This window comes from Arthrobacter sp. efr-133-R2A-63, from assembly GCF_030209795.1.
GTDB classification, from domain to species: domain Bacteria; phylum Actinomycetota; class Actinomycetes; order Actinomycetales; family Micrococcaceae; genus Arthrobacter; species Arthrobacter bambusae_A.
The window spans coordinates 39,346-55,328 of record NZ_JARVRG010000011.1 but is presented as its reverse complement, the minus strand read 5'-3'; the positions used below and the strand labels follow the sequence as shown (position 1 = coordinate 55,328).

Here is a 15,983-nt window from a genome sequence, read left to right as displayed (position 1 = left end):
CGCAAACGCTGGAATGAGCCTCCAAACCGATTGACGACTCATTCCAGCGCACAGCAGGTCTCATCCGCGCCGGTCTCAATTCATATGAGGCCGGACAGACAACACCGATCTGCCTATGACCCGGGCTTCGGCGCCAGACGGTTCAGGACCGTGGTGTAGTCCGCAACGTCCCTCAGCCGCTCGATGTAAGCGGCGTGGGTCATGGAGACGTCGGCGTGACCCAACATGGCCGCGGCGGCCCCGTCGGTCAGCTCACTCGCGAGAAGGGACGCAACCGTTCGCCGAAAGGCGTGCGGAGTGATGACTGCCGTGTCTTCCATTTTGGACGCGATCAGCGCGGAGCGCAGCTGCCTCCGTACGCTTGAGGCCTGAACGTAGGTGCCAGTCCTGGACCAGAACAGGGCCCCCGCTTTGTTGTTCTCCGGGGATTCAAGGCTCCTGCGGATGAGTACGTCGACGACAAACCGAGGGACTGGGATGACCCGCTCGCTGCTGCGGCTCTTGAGGAAGCTCTGGCGGTACTTGGGGCCATGCCGAGGCTCCACCAGCGTGCCGGTGAGTGCGATCTTTCCGACGTCGCCTGACAGGTCGATGTCTTCCAAACGGATTGCCAGGACTTCCCCAATGCGCGCCCCAGTGCCGATCAGAACGTCAACGACATCTGCCAGTACGTTGCTCGGGCGGGGACCGAATTGACCGGGTTCCGTCCGCCAGTTCCGGACGGCTTCCCGGACGTCGTGCAGGGTAGCCGCGCTCAAGGCAACGGGCTTCTTCCGCGGCCTGTTCAGCCGATCGACTTCACGCACCGGATTTCCACCCACGTAGAGGTCGTGCCGGATGGCATAGGACATGATCTGCTGGAGCACCGTTTTTGCCAGCCGGGCATTCGTATGCCCTTTCCCTCCCACGACCAGCGACCTCAGGAAGCTGTCACAGGTGGACGTGCTGATTTCATTGATCTTCAGCGCGCCGAGCGCGGGCTCGATGAGTCGGTAGATGAGCCCTTGGTACTGGTCCCACGTCTGGCGCCGGATCCCATCCGTGCTGTCAGTCGCGACCATGTTCCCGTTGTCGTCAACGACGACCTTGGGAACCTCGATACTGGCGAGCCACTTCTCGGCGACGACGTTCAGCGAGGGGTTCGCCGCTACTCGGCCGGCACGCTGCTGGTGCTCTTTCATGGACGCCAGCAGGGCTGTCTCTGCCTTGCCCTTGGTCGACCCGAACTTGCTGTAGGTCCGCGTGACACCGTCCCAGCCACGGAACCTACAGCTGGCCCGCCATTTTCCCGACGCCTCGTCCTTCTTGGCGCTGACCGTTCCCCAGGCGCCAACCGGCAGGCTTGAGCGCCCCATCAGGCCGCAGCCTTCGAAGTCTTACCGATCCAGGCCACGACAGCGGCACGGTCGTAGCGGACGACGCTATGGAGTTTAAGGGCCCTCGGCCCGATCCCGGCGGAGCGCCAGTTCCGGAGGGTCTTGGGTGCCACCTGCAGCCAGAGAGCCACTTCCTCGGTGGTCAGGAGCTGCACTGCGTTGCCTTGGTCCGTTGCCGGTCCCAAGGTCTTTCTGCTTGTCTGCATGGCTTCCCTATGCAGCCCGAGAGCCGACGGGCGTATCCCGTCTCCCTGAAAGCGTGTCGTAAGCGTGTCGTGCCCAATTTTCCGGCATGAAAAAGCCCCTCCGTTCCGGGCAAAATCGCCGGAATGGAGGGGTTTTCGGAGCCCCCTGTCGGATTCGAACCGACGACCCCCGCTTTAGGACCCAGGTCCTCTGTGCGCCTTGAATATGTCCCTCTCCCCCGGAATCTAGGGGTTTTTGTAGGCGACGATGGGTGATGAATTGTCATTGGTTGACGCTGATTAAGGTGAGTTAAAGGTGAGTCGGTTGCAATCTCCGGGGCCTCGCTCGGCCAAGTCGCCGCTTGTGGAGCTCGTCCCCTACTTGGACATTCTCGTGCTCGACCACAGGAGCACAGGAGCACAGTAAAGCCCAACAGCTCTGCTGCTTTCCCGCACAGATGTGGCGTCGTGTTTGGGCCCTTACCGCTGACCACAGGCAGCCGTAGTCATCGCTGTTTGTCATTCTGATCGTCGATTATCGCTGGGCCGGCCCTCCGCGCAACCAGGGCGTTTTGCGCCGGCCCCAATCCAAAACTTCGCTCGGCGCTCCGCTTCTTTCCTCGCGAACTTTCGGATCGTTCCCGGTTCCCCAAGTTGCACTCCGGCCCCTCATGCCCAGCGGAGGCGCCTCTATCAGAACGACGCCGGAACCTAACGCCCACTCGCCCACTGGCGACGCCGCCTCGGAAAGAGAAGGACCATGGAAACGCTCATGATCAAAACTGCTGCCGATGTCCTCAGTTTCCCCGGCCACACCCCAAGTTTCTGGCCGCACGAAAGCCTCGTGTGCATCACCCTGGACACCGACCACATCGGCGTGACGGGGTGATAACACCGATACAAACACGGCGAGTACGGGTCCGTCCTGGACCCCGGACAGGACGGAGCCGAGCATTTCCAAATCGAATTCGACGGGTCCAGGGTCCGAACTGCCGCCTCGCTCGACGGGAAAGATGGAACCGGCTCGGGGCCTACTGGATATCAGCTTCATCAGCGACGACCATGCCGGGCTCTTGCGTTTCACAGAAGCTCTCGCTGGGATTGCCGCAAAGGATCTGACGGAGCGCCGACTTTGAGAGCGTCACCTTTACGAGCTGAACCTTGGCCAATGCCCGGGACTCTCAGCTGGGGCTTCCGTCGCAGTGCAGGAACATGAAGAGCATTAGCGTCGTTGAAGATCTCGCTTCTTGGCCTGAATGAGCGCACACACAAGTGGACGGCGGTGCGTCGAACTGACAGCCGAAGATCGGGCGGTGGATGGTTAAGAATAGGCGACGGCGTGCCGACGTCGCCGAGGGCCTGCCAGACGCGTCTGCAACTCTTCGGCGGTCGGCGGGTTGGCGCCCGGGCGGCTCACTGTGATTGCGGCGGCCATCGACGCGGTCTGCCCAATGGCTTCGAGCCCGGGCGGCGTAAACGCTTCGTCGCCCCGGGTCAGCAGTCCGAAGATGAGTGCGGACATGTAGGAGTCGCCGGCGCCGATGGTGTCGGCAACGTCGGTTTTCACGGACGGGATGCTGAAGCGGCCGCCGGGTGTGGCGACAAGGGCACCGTCGGCGCCCTTGGTGATGACGGCCAGGCGCGCGCCATGTTGCAGCAAGTGGGAGGCGACGTCGTCCGGGGACCATCCGGGGTAGAGCCAGTGTGCATCTTCGTCGCTGAGTTTGACGACGTCCGTGAGCGGAAGCAGGTCCTCGAAGATCGTCGTTGCCTCGGTGTGGCTGCCAAGGAGAGCAGGGCGGATATTGGGGTCGTAAGTGACCAGGCAGGACTGGTGGCACTGCTCGAGAAGAGTGCGGACGGTGCCGGCTCCCGGGGCCAGGAACGTAGCGATCGAGCCCGTGTGCAGAATTTTCGGGATCATGGCCGGCGCCACAGGTGCCAGCTGCCAGGCGATGTCGAACTCGTAGCTGGCTGAGCCGTCGGCAGCCAATGTCGCGGTGGCGGTTGCCGTCCGTTCAAGGGAAGCGGATCCGGGAAGAAGCTCGACGCCTGCGCTGTGGAGGTGGTTGGTGATGGCGGTGCCGTGCTCGTCGTCGCCGATTGCCGTGAGCAGCCCGGTCCGGATGCCGAGCCGCCCGAGGCCATAGGCGACGTTGGCCGGGGACCCGCCCGGATAACTGATGGATCCTTCGGGGCCGTTGACGATGTCGATCAGGGCTTCGCCGATGACAACAGCGTCTATCAGCTCGTGGTTGGAGCCGTCCGGTTGGGGTTTGTGCATCGGGGTTCTTTCTTCGGGTTGACTGGTGGGAGCCCGGTATGGATCCGTCCGCGGACCTGTTGGCAGGTCCGCGGACGGAGAAGGGGCTCCGGTGGAGCGGGAGGTGCCGGTGGGCCCGTCAGGCCTTTGCGGCTCCTGTCATGATTGCGACGGCGTCGGTCATGCTGTGGGACTGCGGGGTGATGGTGGCCGCGCACTTGCCCAGGCGCTGGATGTGGATCCGGTCGGCCACATCGAACACGTGCGGCATGTTGTGGCTGATCAGGATGACCGGCAGGCCGCGGTCGCGCAGGTCGCGGACCAGTTGGAGGACCTGGTTCGATTCGCGCACGCCCAGGGCCGCCGTCGGCTCGTCCAGAACGACCACCTTGGACCCGAAAGCCGCCGCGCGTGCCACGGCGACGGCCTGGCGCTGGCCGCCGGAAAGGTTCTCGACCGGAACTGTGACATCCTGCAGGGTGGAGATGCCCAGCCGGGTCAGCTCTTCCTTCGCCTTCCTGCGCATGCCTTTGGTGTCGAGCATCCGGAACACGCTCCCCAGGAGGCCCGGGAGTCGTTCTTCACGGCCGAGGAACAGGTTCGAGGCGACATCGAGGGCCGGGGAGACGGCCAGGTTCTGGTAGACCGTTTCGATGCCGTGGACCCGCGCGTCCTGCGGTCGTTTGAAGTGGACCTGCTGTCCCGATACGTAGAGCTCCCCGGCGTCGGGGATTTCGGCGCCGGTGAGGCACTTGATGAGCGTGGACTTGCCGGCGCCGTTATCGCCGATGACGGCCAGTACCTCGCCCGGGTACAGGTCCAGGCTCACGCCGTCGAGGCCGACGACGCGGCCGAAGGTCTTGACGAGGTTCCTGGCCTTGAGGATGGGTTCGCGGGTGTTGGTGTGGGAGGCTGCAAATTCTGTCGTGGTCATGACTTGACCTTTCGGATCCACTGGTCGATAGACACGGCAACGATGATCAGGATCCCGACGGCGAGAGTCTGGTAGAGGACGTCCAGGCCTGCGAGTGAGAGACCGTTGCGGAAGATGCCGACGATCAATGCGCCAAGCAGGGAACCCCAGATGGAGCCGCGGCCGCCGAAGAGGCTGGTTCCGCCGATCACGACGGCGGTGATGGAGTCCAGGTTCAGGTCGACCCCGGCGTTCGGGCTGGCGGCGTTCGTCCGGCCTATCTGGATCCAGGCACCGACTGCCAGCACCGCCCCGGCGGCAAGGTAGACGCTCATCAGAACGCGGCTCACAGGAATGCCGGCCAACCGGGCGGCTTCCTTGTCATCGCCCACGGCGTAGACGTGCCGTCCCCAGGCGGTCTTGCCCAGGATGAAAGCGACCACGACGTAGAGCAGGATCATCATGACGACGCCGGTGGAGATGCGTACGGGTCCGATCGGGAACGTGCTTCCCAGCCATGTGAGCACCGGCGGCATCGCGGATCCGCGGACCGTGCTGCCGCCGGAGTAGAGCAGCGTCAAAGCGACGAAAATGTTCAGCGTTCCGAGGGTGACGATGAACGGCGGGAGCCGGAATCTGGTCACCAGGAAGCCGTTGAGTGCCCCGGCCGCCAGACCGACGGCGAGACCTGCAATGAGGGCGAGCGGCCCGGGGATGCCGTTGCTGACTGCGAGCTGGGCGATCACCATTGAGGACAGGATCATGACCGCCCCGACCGAGAGGTCGATGCCGGCCGTCAGGATGATCAGGGTCTGGGCGATCGCCAGGGTGCCCACCACCGCGACCTGCTGCGTGATGAGAGACAGGTTCTCCACCCGCAGGAAGCGCTCATTGAGGATCCCGAAGACCACCACCGCGATCAGCAGGACAATGGCGGGGCTGAGGGCCGGGTAGCGGTGGAGAATGTTGCGGATTCTGCTGAGAGGGGTCTGGCGGTCGAGGAATTCCTCGGCCAGGTCAGCATGACCGGCGCTCGGCGGGCCGGCGGTCTGTTGCTGGGTCACTTGAATTGCTCCTGAACTTCAATGTTCTATAACTGTTGTCGTGCTGGGTATTCTGCGGGGAGGCGCTTTTAGCGCGCCCCCCGCAGAGAGAGGCGTTACTTGCCCCAGCAGATCTGGGAAGCAGCCGTCGTGTCGATGCTCTGCAGTCCGGAAACTGCCTTGTCCGTGACGAGTGCGGAGCCGGTGTTGAAGAAGTCCAGGCCCGCTGAGACCGTGGGCTTCTTGCCTGATGTGGCCAGGTCCTGGATGGCCTGGACGCCCAGCTGGGCCATCTTCACCGGGTACTGCTGGGCAGTGGCACCGATGATGCCGGACTTGACGTTGTTCACGCCGGTGCAGCCGCCGTCGATGGAGACGACCAGCACGCCCTTGTCCTTGCCCGCGGCCTTCAGGGCCTCGTAGGCGCCTGCCGCGGCAGGTTCGTTGATCGTGTAGACGACGTTGATGTTCGGGTTCTTGGACAGCAGGGTTTCCATTGCCGTGCGGCCGCCGTCTTCGGCGCCCTGGGAGGCCTGGTTGCCGACGATCTCGTAGTCCCCGCCCTTGCCGCCGGTGTACTTGCCGGTCTTGGCCTCGTCACCGTTTTTCGTCTTGTCGGCGGTGTCGATGCCCAGGCCGGTCAGGAACCCCTGGTCGCGGTTGTAGTCAACCGAGACGACCTTGTCGCTGAACAGGTCCACCAGCGCAATGGTGGCCTTCTTGCCGTCCAGCTGCGCCGCGGTCCACTGGCCGATCTGCTTGCCGGCCGCGAAGTTGTCGGTAGCGAAGGTGATGTCCACGGCACTTGCCGGGTCCGGCGGGGTGTCCAGGGCGATCACGTACAACCCCGCGTCGCGGGCCTTCTTGATCGCGTCGACGACGGCCGGGCCGTTCGGGGTGATCAGGATGCCCTTGTCACCGCTCGAGATGGCGTTCTCGATGGCCTGGATCTGAGTGTCCTCGTCGCCGTCGGACTTGCCTGCAGCGAGCTTCAGGTCAATATTGCCGCCTTCGGCTGCCTTCTTCGCGCCGTCCTCCATCGCCACGAAGTACGGGTTGGAGGTGGTCTTCACGATCAGCGAAACGCCGATCTTTCCTGCGGCACCTCCGCTGGAGGAAGAGCTAGAGGAACTGCCTCCGCAGGCGGTCAAGCTAAGTGCGCCGAGGGTCAGGACTGCGCCGGCGGCAAGAAGGCGGGTCGCGGCCGGCCTCGGGGCTTTGGAACTCAACATTGAAACTCCTGTGTTTGTGGCGCCTTTCCGGCGCCAGACAACGATGTCATGTATCATGTAACCAAGCTCACACTGGGGAGTCAAGTGTTAATCGATGATGAGGAGCAGTTCGTTGACAACGGTGTCTAATCGTTACCAATCCGTTTCCGGGCGGAGGCCTCCGACGATGAAAAACGTCGCGGATCTCGCGGGAGTCGGGATCAAGACGGTCTCAAGAGTCGTGAACAACGAACCAGGCGTTTCGGAGGAAACACGCCAGCGGGTGCTCAGGGCCACGGAACAGCTGCAGTATCACCTTGACATGACGGCGGGCAGCCTGAAACGGTCCGGACGCAAGACCCAATCCATCGGGTTATTGCTGCCCAGTGTTTCCAACCCCTTCAGCGGCGAGATCCACAGGGCACTGGAAGACGCACTGACCGAGCGCGGGATTGCGGTTTTCGCCTCAAGCCTGGATGACGATCCGGAGCGGGAGAAAAAGCTGATTTCCGCTTTCCTGGGGCGCCGGGTCGACGGACTTGTCCTGACCCCGATCGCCAGAAGCCAGGCCTACGTCATCCCGGAGCACTCACGGAACCTGCCCATGGTGTTCATCGACCGCGAGCCGGTAGGCATCGAAGCCGACGCGGTGGTCACGGACAATGAGACGGGCGCCTCAAAGGCGGCCGCGCACCTCATCCGCCACGGCCACACCAGACTCGCCTACCTCGGCGACCGGACAGACATCCAGACGGCAACGAAACGCCGCACGGGGTTCCTGGAGGAAATCGGCAGGGCAGGAATTGCGACCTCGACCATCCCGGTGCGCAACGGACTCCACGACGAGGAGACCGCCCTCCGGGCGGCGATCGAGTTGCTCACCTCGGAGAACCCTCCCACCGCGATCTTCTCCAGCCAGAACCTGATCACCTTCGGTGCCATGCGCGCGCTGAGATCCCTTGGGTTGCATCACAAAGTTGCCTTGATCGGATTTGACGACTTCACCCTGGCCGACATGATGGAACCGGGGATCACCGTGATCGCCCAGCACCCCGAGCGCATCGGCAAACTCGCCGCCGAACGGATCCTCGCCAGAATCGACGGAGACGACGGCGCCCCGAAAACCTACATCGTCCCGTCAGAACTGATCCCTAGGGGATCAGGCGAGCTCCCGCCACTGAACTAACAACCAACTCTGCAAGACATCCGAACCCACCAAGTAAGGACCGGACATGACCAAAACACTGTACGCGGAATTCACCGTCAGACAGGGCAGCGAAGCGAGGGTGGCCGAAATGATGGCCGAGCTCACCGCTCACGTCCGCCGGGAACCCGGGAACGTCATGTTCCTGCCCTACACCCGCGAAACCAACCCGCGGGAATACTTCGTGTTCGAGGTCTACCGCGACCAAGCGGCATTCGAGGAACACATCGGAGCGGAATACGGCCGGAAATTCAACGCCGAACTCGCCGAGCACATCGAAGAAGACGGCTCCGTCCTGACCTGGCTCCACCCACTGATTTAGGGCCCGCCAAGGCAGAAAAGTGCGCAGGGCTGAAAAGCGCCTGCACCCCAGCGGTCGTTGCTGCTCCCGGACTACTTCGGGAGCAGCAACGACCATTGCGCATTTAATACGCAATTCAACTGAAGCCAGGAAGCACAGGCAGCACCACAAGGGATCCGTCCATCTCTATGCCCGGCCACGCTCCAGCAAAGGACACCATGGGGCGGGTGCAGAAGCATACTCAAGAGTGGATGATGCGCCTGGAAATCTGGCACCACCGGGCAGACGACCCCCTCCGTCATGGAAGCGATGGGCACTGGCTGGAAGTGCCATTCGTCGTGTCCCATCCTCCTCAGGAGGACTCGTGGACGCCTGTTTCCTGATGCGGCGCCGCTCCGGCGCATTTTCGTAGCCCGCTCCGGTTGCAGGATGAGGTCTGCTGGCTGCTCTCCTGACCCGGCATGATTGCCCCGGTACGTGCATGATGCAAGGGCCGCTGGGTGCGGCGCCCGCAACGGTGAAGTTGCGGGCGCCGCGGTCTGATCAATGCGATGGGGCTTCCGGTTATTGCCAGGCCGACTTCATCTGCTTGACGTCCAGAGAAGTAAGAACAGCGTTTCCTCCGTTGGCGAAAGCTTCGATGCCTTGGCTGGATGGGTCCGGGAAGATCTGGTCTGTCAGGACGATTTTCCCGTCGTCGGCGAAGACTTCGACCGAGGACCAGTCAACCAGGATCCGGAGTTTGACTGTTCCTCCGCTTGTCGTGAGCGGCGCGGTCTGAACTCCGGGGAAGCCGGGGTTGAATCCCACGGCGCCGGACTTGGTCCGGTCGATGTAGACCTGTCCGGATTTGTTGTCATAGCCGATGAGTGTTTCCTGGCCGGACCCGGTGCGGACTTTCAGTCCGTAGGAGCTTGCAGTACCGGCAGTGAAGGACGCCGAGATGTCGAGCGCCTTCCCTGTGGCCGGCAGGACGATGCTTCCGGCAGGGACGGACATGTTCTCCTTGTGGACGGACGGCCCCGTAGTGAGCTGGTTGAGCTGCTTGACCGGTGTCTGCATCAGGCGGGGTGCGCCGTCGACGGTTTGGAGGGACAGCTCCCGCGGGACGGTCATGGCGCTGCGCCATGGTGAGGTGGGAATGGATCCTCCATAGTCCCAGTTGTTCATCCAGCCGATCATGATCCGCTTGCCGCCAGGGGCGTCATTGAAGGTGACACCGGCGTAGTTGTCCTTGCCGTAGTCGACCCAGTGAGCGCGTTGGACTGCGGATTGTGCCGCTGTGTCTGAGAGGGTGAAGTCGTCGGCCAGGATGTGTCCCCAGCCGCCGGTGTTGTGGTCGACGACCTGGATCTGCGCCTGCTTGCCGATCAGGTCGCTCAGGTCCCACGACGCCCAGTCCAGGTTCTCGCTGTTTGCGCCCGTGGCGGAGCGCACCACCTTGCCGTCGACGACGAGATTAACGGAGGTCTGCGTGTCCCAGGACTTGGCCGGGGCGTTGGCGAAGACGATGTCGCCCACCATGAGGTGGCCCCATCCGCCGGTGGACCCGTCGTTCTGGTCCACGACCTGGATCTGCGCCTGCTGGCCTTGGTACTTGCTCACGTCCCAGTTCGTCCACGTCAGGTCAGGGCTGTTGGGGCCGGTGGTGGTCGCGACGACCTGTCCGCCGATGATCAGGTTGACCGCGGTCGCGTTCGCCTGGCCCCAGGGGTGGTTCCCGCCAGCGACTTGCAGGTCGATGTACGGGCTGTTGACCGTGAAGGTCGGCGAGGTGATGGTGCCCGTGCCGGGATCTCCGGCGGGCGCATAGGTGTCCAGCACCTTGGGGCCGAGCTGGTTGGGCAGGCTCTCTGTCGAGGGCCCGGAGCTGGCGAAGGAACCGGTGGCGGTCCAGCCGGCACCGTAGGTGGTCCCGGAGAAGTCGTTGAACACCTGACCGGCCGGCAGGGTGCCGAACGGGACGGTGTCGGCGGCGTAGGGGTGGTTGCCGCCGCCGACGAGGAAATTCAGGTGGGATTTGTTGACGGTGAAGGTCTGGGAACTGAGTGTGCCGGTGGGGCCGTCACCGCCGTTGAAGCTGTTAGCGAAGCCGGTTCCTTCAAAGCCTGTAACGCTGGACTGGCCCGGCAGGCTTCCTGTTGCCGGGGCAGTGCCGAAGGCGGTCCCGGTGGTTTGCCAGCCATCGTAAGTACCGTTATCGAAGTTTCCCAGAGATGTCCCGGCCGGGGGGACGTAGGGTTTGTCATCCGAGGTGAACTTGGTGCCGTCGAAGCTTCCGGTGAAATATTGGACGCCCGAACCTCCTGCGATCCCGCCCGGGTTGAGGTTGACCGTCAGTACCCACTTCTGTTTGCCGGGGTTGGCGGGATCCGGCAGGGGGAACAGGTCAGGACATTCCCAGGCAACGCCCGTGGCACCTGCAGGACCGAAATCACTCAGATGCTTCCACGTTTTCAGGTCAGGAGAACTGTAGAAAGACACCTTGTGCTGGTCGGACAACGCGGCCGACATCAGCCACTCGTGTCCGGCCTCGTACCAGAAGACTTTCGGGTCCCTGAAGTTGTTTGACCCGATGTCCAGCACTGGGTTCCCGGAATATTTGGTGAAGGTCCGGCCTTTGTCCGTGCTGTAGGCGAGTGCTTGGGACTGCTTCCCGGTAGCCTTGTCGGCGGCGGTGTAGATTGCCACCATGGCGGGGTTGCCCGGCCGGCCAAAGCCCGTCGTGTTGTCTTTATCGATGACAGCACTGCCCGAGAAGATCATGTTTTTGTCGTCCTGCGGAATGGCGAGCGGAAGCTGCGTCCAGTGCACCAGGTCCGTGCTGACGGCGTGGCCCCAGGACATATTGCCCCAGGTGTCCCCCGAGGGGTTGTACTGGAAGAACATGTGGTATTCGCCTTGGTAGTAGACCAGGCCGTTCGGGTCGTTCATCCAGTTCGTTGCCGGGCTGAAGTGGAACTGGGGCCGGTATGTCTCGGAGTAGGGCGAGGAAGTTCCGACCGCGCCGGAAGCCGTCGAGGCCGCCCCGGAGGTGTCCGCGGCCAGAGCCGGGCCGGACAGCGGAAGGGCGCTGCCAGCGGCCATGGCGGCGGCGAGGATCAGGGCGTTGAGACGTTTTTTTGATATTGGTCCGGGTGTCAGACCGGGACCGGAATGTGTGCGGCGCACGTATTCACCTTTCGTGTCGACAGTGACAGGCAGGTAATGCCGGTTGTCGCTCGGCTGGTTGTGTGGGGCCTTGATCGACTCAAATGCTGCACTTGCGTCAGATCCACCGAACGAAGACAACGTTGTCAAAAAGGGAACCTACGGCTTGTCCACCGGACAAGTCAACAGTCAAATCCTCCGACGCCCGGCCTGGCTCAAGTGGTCGTGAACCAACTGTCCGCATGCCGGTGGAAGCCGTTGACAGCCACGAGGTAACGCGTGTAACCTCAATCACACCGTTGAAGGTAACCCGCGTTACTTGCCAACGATTGCGATACGACCTCAGACCGAACCCTTGGTACTGCGCGCAGGATCAACGAAGACACCGGAGCATTCAATGGCGAAAACCACCACCCACCAGAAAGCCGCCGCTGTGCGGCAGCGGGGTGTCACCATGAGTGATGTCGCCCGGCACGCCGGTGTCTCCCGGACGGCGGTCTCGTTCGTGCTGAGCAACCGAGAAAACGCCAGCATTTCTGAGGAAACACGCATCCGCATCAACGACGCCGTTCAGGCATTGGGTTACCGCCCGAATGCCGGAGCGCGCGCACTGGCTTCCCAGCGCAGTGATTGGTACGGACTCGTCACCGAGATCGTGACGGCCCCGTTTGCGGTGGACATCATCAAGGGCGCCCAGGATCAAGCCTGGCTTGACCACCGGTTCCTGCTCATCGCGCCTTCCGACCAGGCCGATGCCGTGGGACCCAACCAAGGGCTGGAAGATGCAGCAACGGAAAAGCTGCTGGAACAACGAGTAGAAGGACTTTTGTACGCGGCAACATACCACCGCGGCGTGCACGTTCCGGAAAGCGCCCACGAGGTTCCCACCGTCCTGATCAATTGTTTCGACGCGGACGGGAAGCTGCCCTCGATCGTCCCGGACGAGCGCGCGGGCGGCAGGGTTGCCGTCGATCGTTTGCTCCGGGCCGGCCACAGCAGGATCGGAGTCATCAATCTGGACCCGCACATTCCCGCGGCCATCGGGCGTTTGGAGGGTGCACGAGAAGCACTCGCGGGCGCCGGGCTGGAACTGGATCCGGAGCTGGTGGTGTCCGGGCATGCGACGGCGGATGGAGGCTATGAGGCGGCGTGCCAAATCCTGGATCGTTACCCCCAGCAGGACAGGCCGACCGCACTGTTCTGCCTCAATGACCGCATGGCGATGGGCGCTTATGACGCCATCAAGGAACGGGGACTGACCATCCCCGGCGACATCGCCGTGATCGGCTTCGACAACCAGGAACTGATTGCGGCCTACCTCAGGCCAAAGTTGACCACGGTTGCGTTGCCGTTCGAAAAAATGGGCGCTCTGGGAGTCCAGACGCTCGCAGCTCTCACAGCAGGACAGCCGATCACTGCCGACCAACAATTGGTCGACTGTCCGCTGCTAGAACGCTCTTCGGTCTGACCGTGAAATCAATGTCGAAGAGCAAACCCTTACCCACCACTTCACCTTGCTGATGAAGATAGGAAAGAGATACCCATCATGACACAACCCCGATTCTTGAGGTCTGCCCGCATTGCAGCGGCCGGACTGGCTGTGGGTGCAATGCTGCTGACTGGCTGCGCTGCCACCGTCAACAAGTCCGCCGGCACCGACGCCGGAGCCAACGCGAACGCCTTCCTGACCATCCCGCGTGAGGACATGAGCACCTTCGACCGTAACTTCAACCCCTTCGCCCCCACTGTGAACCCCATGGTCCAGCAGGCCATCTACGAACCCCTGATGGTCTTCAACCCGGCCAAAGGAAACACGGTCCCCTGGCTGGGCGCCTCCTGGGACGCTGCCAAGGACGGCAAATCCGTCACCTTCACCCTGCGTGAGGGCGTGAAGTGGTCCGACGGGCAGCCTTTCGTCGCCGATGACGTGGCCTACACCTTCCAGCTGCAGAAGAAGCTCAAGGGCGGCTTCGAGTACCTGGATTCCGTCACTCCGGTGGGCACCGACAAGGTGACATTCACCTTCAACAAGCCCTGGTCCCCCGCGCTCTATGAGATCGGGCAGCTCCCCATCCTCCCCAAGCACATCTGGTCATCCATCGCCGATCCCGCGAAGGACACCAACGCCAACCCCGTAGGAACCGGCCCCTACACCCAGGTGGACAGCTTCCAGTCCCAGTCCTTCGTGCTGAAGAAGAACCCGAACTACTGGCAGCCTGACAAGCAGAAGATCGCCGGCATCAAAATGCTGGCAATGTCCGGAAACGATGCCGCCAACCTGGCCAGCGTCAACGGCGATGTGGACTGGTCCACCCAGTTCATCCCGAACATCGAGAAGACCTTCATCGCCAAGGACAAGGACCATCGCCACTTCTGGTTCCCGCCCACGGGCGCCATGATCAACTGGCAGTTGAACACCAGCAAAGCGCCGTTCAACGACGCGACAGTGCGCAAGGCCCTGAGCATGGCAGTTGACCGTGACCAGGTCACCAAGATCGGCATGAGCGGATACGCCACCCCGGCCGACTGCACAGGCCTCTCCGGCAACTACGCGAGCTGGAAGAACGCCGATGTGGCGAACAACTGCACCTGGACCAAGCTGAACGTCGACGAAGCGAACAAGATGCTCGACGCAGCCGGTTACCCCAAGGGCGCGGACGGCAAACGCACCCTCAAGGACGGCAAGCCCTTCGAGTTCAAGATCTCCGTGGGCGCCAGCTCCTCCGACTGGCTCTCAGTGGCCAACGTGATCGCCCAGAACCTCCAGGCCATCGGCGTGACCGCCAAGGTGGACTCCCCTGACTGGGCCTCCGTCGTCTCCAGCTACGAGCAGGGAACGTTCGACACCGGCATCGTCTGGAGCGCGAACGACCCCAGCCCGTTCAAGTACTTCAGCTCCACCATGGGCACCTCCACCGTCAAGCCGGTGGGCGCCAAGGCCACCGAGAACTACCACCGTTTCGGCGATCCGAAGGCCGATGATCTCCTGCAGCAGTTCGCTGCTGCCGGCGACGAAGCCGCACAGAAGCAGATCGCGAGCCAGCTTCAGGCGGAATACAACGCGGTGGCCCCCACGGTTCCACTGTTCTCCGGCCCCGAATGGGGCGACTACACGGACGTTCACTTCACGGGATGGCCCACTCAAGACAACCCCTACGCAACGCTCTCTGACCGCTCCCCCACCACGGTCCTGGTCCTGACCACTCTGGAACCACGCAAGTAGCCGGCACCAGTTCCCGGCCGGTGGCTGCAGTTGCCACATTCCGGTTCCCACCGGCCGGGAACCTTCTCATCTTTCCCGCCCGGGACCACTGTCGTCCCGGACCCCGCCTTTCCCGAACGGAGCAACCGTGCGCTTCATCCTGCGCCGCCTGGGTTTCTACCTGATCGCCTTCTGGGCCTCCATCACCCTGAACTTCCTGCTCCCGCGCTTCATGCCGGGAGACCCCGTCTCACGCATGTTCGCCCGTACCCAGGGCAAGATGCAGCCCGAACAGATCGAAGCCCTGCGCAAGATGCTCGGCGTGGATACGCGGCCGCTCTGGGAACAGTACGTCGACTACATGCACAACATACTGACCGGCCAGATGGGTGTCTCCATCTCGCGTTTCCCCACCCCGGTCACCGAGGTCATCGCCAGCCAGATCGGCTGGACCCTTTTGCTGGGCGGAACCGCCCTGGTGTTCGCCGCCATCATAGGCAATCTCCTCGGCATCCTGGCCGCCTGGCGACGCGGCGGCGCGATCGACTCCGCCCTGCCACCGCTCCTGATCTTCATTGGATCCTTCCCGTACTTCTGGCTGGCCATGGGAGCCCTGTACCTGTTCGGCGTAGTGCTGGGCTGGTTCCCGATCCGCCACGCCTTCACGGATGGACTGGAGCCCGCCTTCACCTGGGAGTTCATCGGCGACGTCGGTGCGCACCTTGTGCTCCCGGCGCTGACGATCGTCCTGGTGTCCATCGGCGGCTGGATGCTGGGCATGCGGAACACCATGATCGCCACGAACGCCGAGGACTACATCACCATGGCCGAGGCCAAGGGTCTCCGGCCGGGCCGCATCATGCTCCGCTACGCCGCCCGCAACGCGATGCTCCCGTCGGTCACGAGCTTCGGCATGAGCCTGGGCTTCGTGGTGGGTGGTGCAATGCTCACCGAGGTGGTGTTCGCGTATCCGGGCGTCGGCTACCAACTCCTCAACGCCGTCCAAGGCCTCGACTACCCGCTTATGCAGGGCCTGTTCCTGACCATCACCGCCGCTGTGCTGCTGGCGAACTTCCTGGTGGACATCCTCTACGTCCGCCTCGACCCGCGTGTGCGCAGCAACTGAGGGACCCAT

At 63.0% G+C, this 15,983-nt stretch carries 12 protein-coding genes; 5 read left to right on the top strand and 7 right to left on the bottom strand.

Going from position 1 to position 15,983, the window contains the following annotated elements; all coding sequences use genetic code 11:
- Positions 1–113 precede the first annotated feature (113 nt).
- The 6 genes from QRN45_RS05900 to QRN45_RS05875 all read right to left on the bottom strand — a co-directional run bounded on the left by QRN45_RS05900 (position 114) and on the right by QRN45_RS05875 (position 7,012).
- Positions 114–1,355 carry a tyrosine-type recombinase/integrase gene (locus QRN45_RS05900; protein WP_284762655.1) on the bottom strand — a complete coding sequence of 414 codons (1,242 nt, stop codon included), beginning with the start codon at positions 1,353–1,355 and terminating at the stop codon, positions 114–116.
- Positions 1,355–1,582: a helix-turn-helix transcriptional regulator gene (locus QRN45_RS05895; RefSeq protein WP_284762654.1), complete on the bottom strand. Its 228-nt coding sequence runs from the start codon at positions 1,580–1,582 to the stop codon at positions 1,355–1,357. Before QRN45_RS05895 ends, QRN45_RS05900 begins: the two co-directional genes overlap by 1 nt.
- A 1,300-nt stretch (positions 1,583–2,882) precedes the next feature.
- Positions 2,883–3,845: a carbohydrate kinase family protein gene (locus QRN45_RS05890; protein WP_241708022.1), complete on the bottom strand. Its 963-nt coding sequence runs from the start codon at positions 3,843–3,845 to the stop codon at positions 2,883–2,885.
- A gap of 118 nt (positions 3,846–3,963) precedes the next feature.
- Positions 3,964–4,758 (bottom strand): ATP-binding cassette domain-containing protein, encoded by a 795-nt coding sequence (locus QRN45_RS05885; RefSeq protein WP_284762653.1) that lies wholly within the window; start codon positions 4,756–4,758, stop codon positions 3,964–3,966.
- On the bottom strand, positions 4,755–5,801 hold the full coding sequence (locus QRN45_RS05880) for an ABC transporter permease (protein WP_234750546.1): 1,047 nt from the start codon (positions 5,799–5,801) through the stop codon (positions 4,755–4,757). Before QRN45_RS05880 ends, QRN45_RS05885 begins: the two co-directional genes overlap by 4 nt.
- Before the next feature lie 95 nt (positions 5,802–5,896).
- Positions 5,897–7,012 (bottom strand): substrate-binding domain-containing protein, encoded by a 1,116-nt coding sequence (locus QRN45_RS05875; protein ID WP_241708020.1) that lies wholly within the window; start codon positions 7,010–7,012, stop codon positions 5,897–5,899.
- A gap of 166 nt (positions 7,013–7,178) precedes the next feature.
- On the opposite strand from QRN45_RS05875, the gene QRN45_RS05870 reads away from it, so the two are divergent.
- Together QRN45_RS05870 and QRN45_RS05865 are read left to right on the top strand one after the other, a co-directional pair.
- On the top strand, positions 7,179–8,177 hold the full coding sequence (locus QRN45_RS05870; protein ID WP_241708019.1) for a LacI family DNA-binding transcriptional regulator: 999 nt from the start codon (positions 7,179–7,181) through the stop codon (positions 8,175–8,177).
- Between the two features lie 46 nt (positions 8,178–8,223).
- Positions 8,224–8,517, top strand: a complete 294-nt coding sequence (locus tag QRN45_RS05865) for a putative quinol monooxygenase (protein ID WP_241708018.1) — start codon at positions 8,224–8,226, stop codon at positions 8,515–8,517.
- Between the two features lie 543 nt (positions 8,518–9,060).
- On the opposite strand, the gene QRN45_RS05860 is transcribed toward QRN45_RS05865, so the two are convergent.
- A complete protein-coding gene (locus tag QRN45_RS05860) occupies positions 9,061–11,667 on the bottom strand; it encodes a glycoside hydrolase family 32 protein (RefSeq protein WP_284762650.1) in 2,607 nt (868 codons plus the stop codon).
- Between the two features lie 376 nt (positions 11,668–12,043).
- On the opposite strand from QRN45_RS05860, the gene QRN45_RS05855 reads away from it, so the two are divergent.
- The 3 genes from QRN45_RS05855 to QRN45_RS05845 all read left to right on the top strand — a co-directional run bounded on the left by QRN45_RS05855 (position 12,044) and on the right by QRN45_RS05845 (position 15,974).
- Positions 12,044–13,114 (top strand): LacI family DNA-binding transcriptional regulator, encoded by a 1,071-nt coding sequence (locus tag QRN45_RS05855; protein WP_241708017.1) that lies wholly within the window; start codon positions 12,044–12,046, stop codon positions 13,112–13,114.
- A 78-nt stretch (positions 13,115–13,192) separates the two neighbouring features.
- Entirely contained in the window at positions 13,193–14,869 is a 1,677-nt protein-coding gene (locus QRN45_RS05850) for an ABC transporter substrate-binding protein (protein WP_284762649.1), read from the top strand.
- Positions 14,870–14,996: 127 nt separating this feature from the next.
- Positions 14,997–15,974: an ABC transporter permease gene (locus QRN45_RS05845; RefSeq protein ID WP_241708015.1), complete on the top strand. Its 978-nt coding sequence runs from the start codon at positions 14,997–14,999 to the stop codon at positions 15,972–15,974.
- Positions 15,975–15,983: the final 9 nt, after the last annotated feature.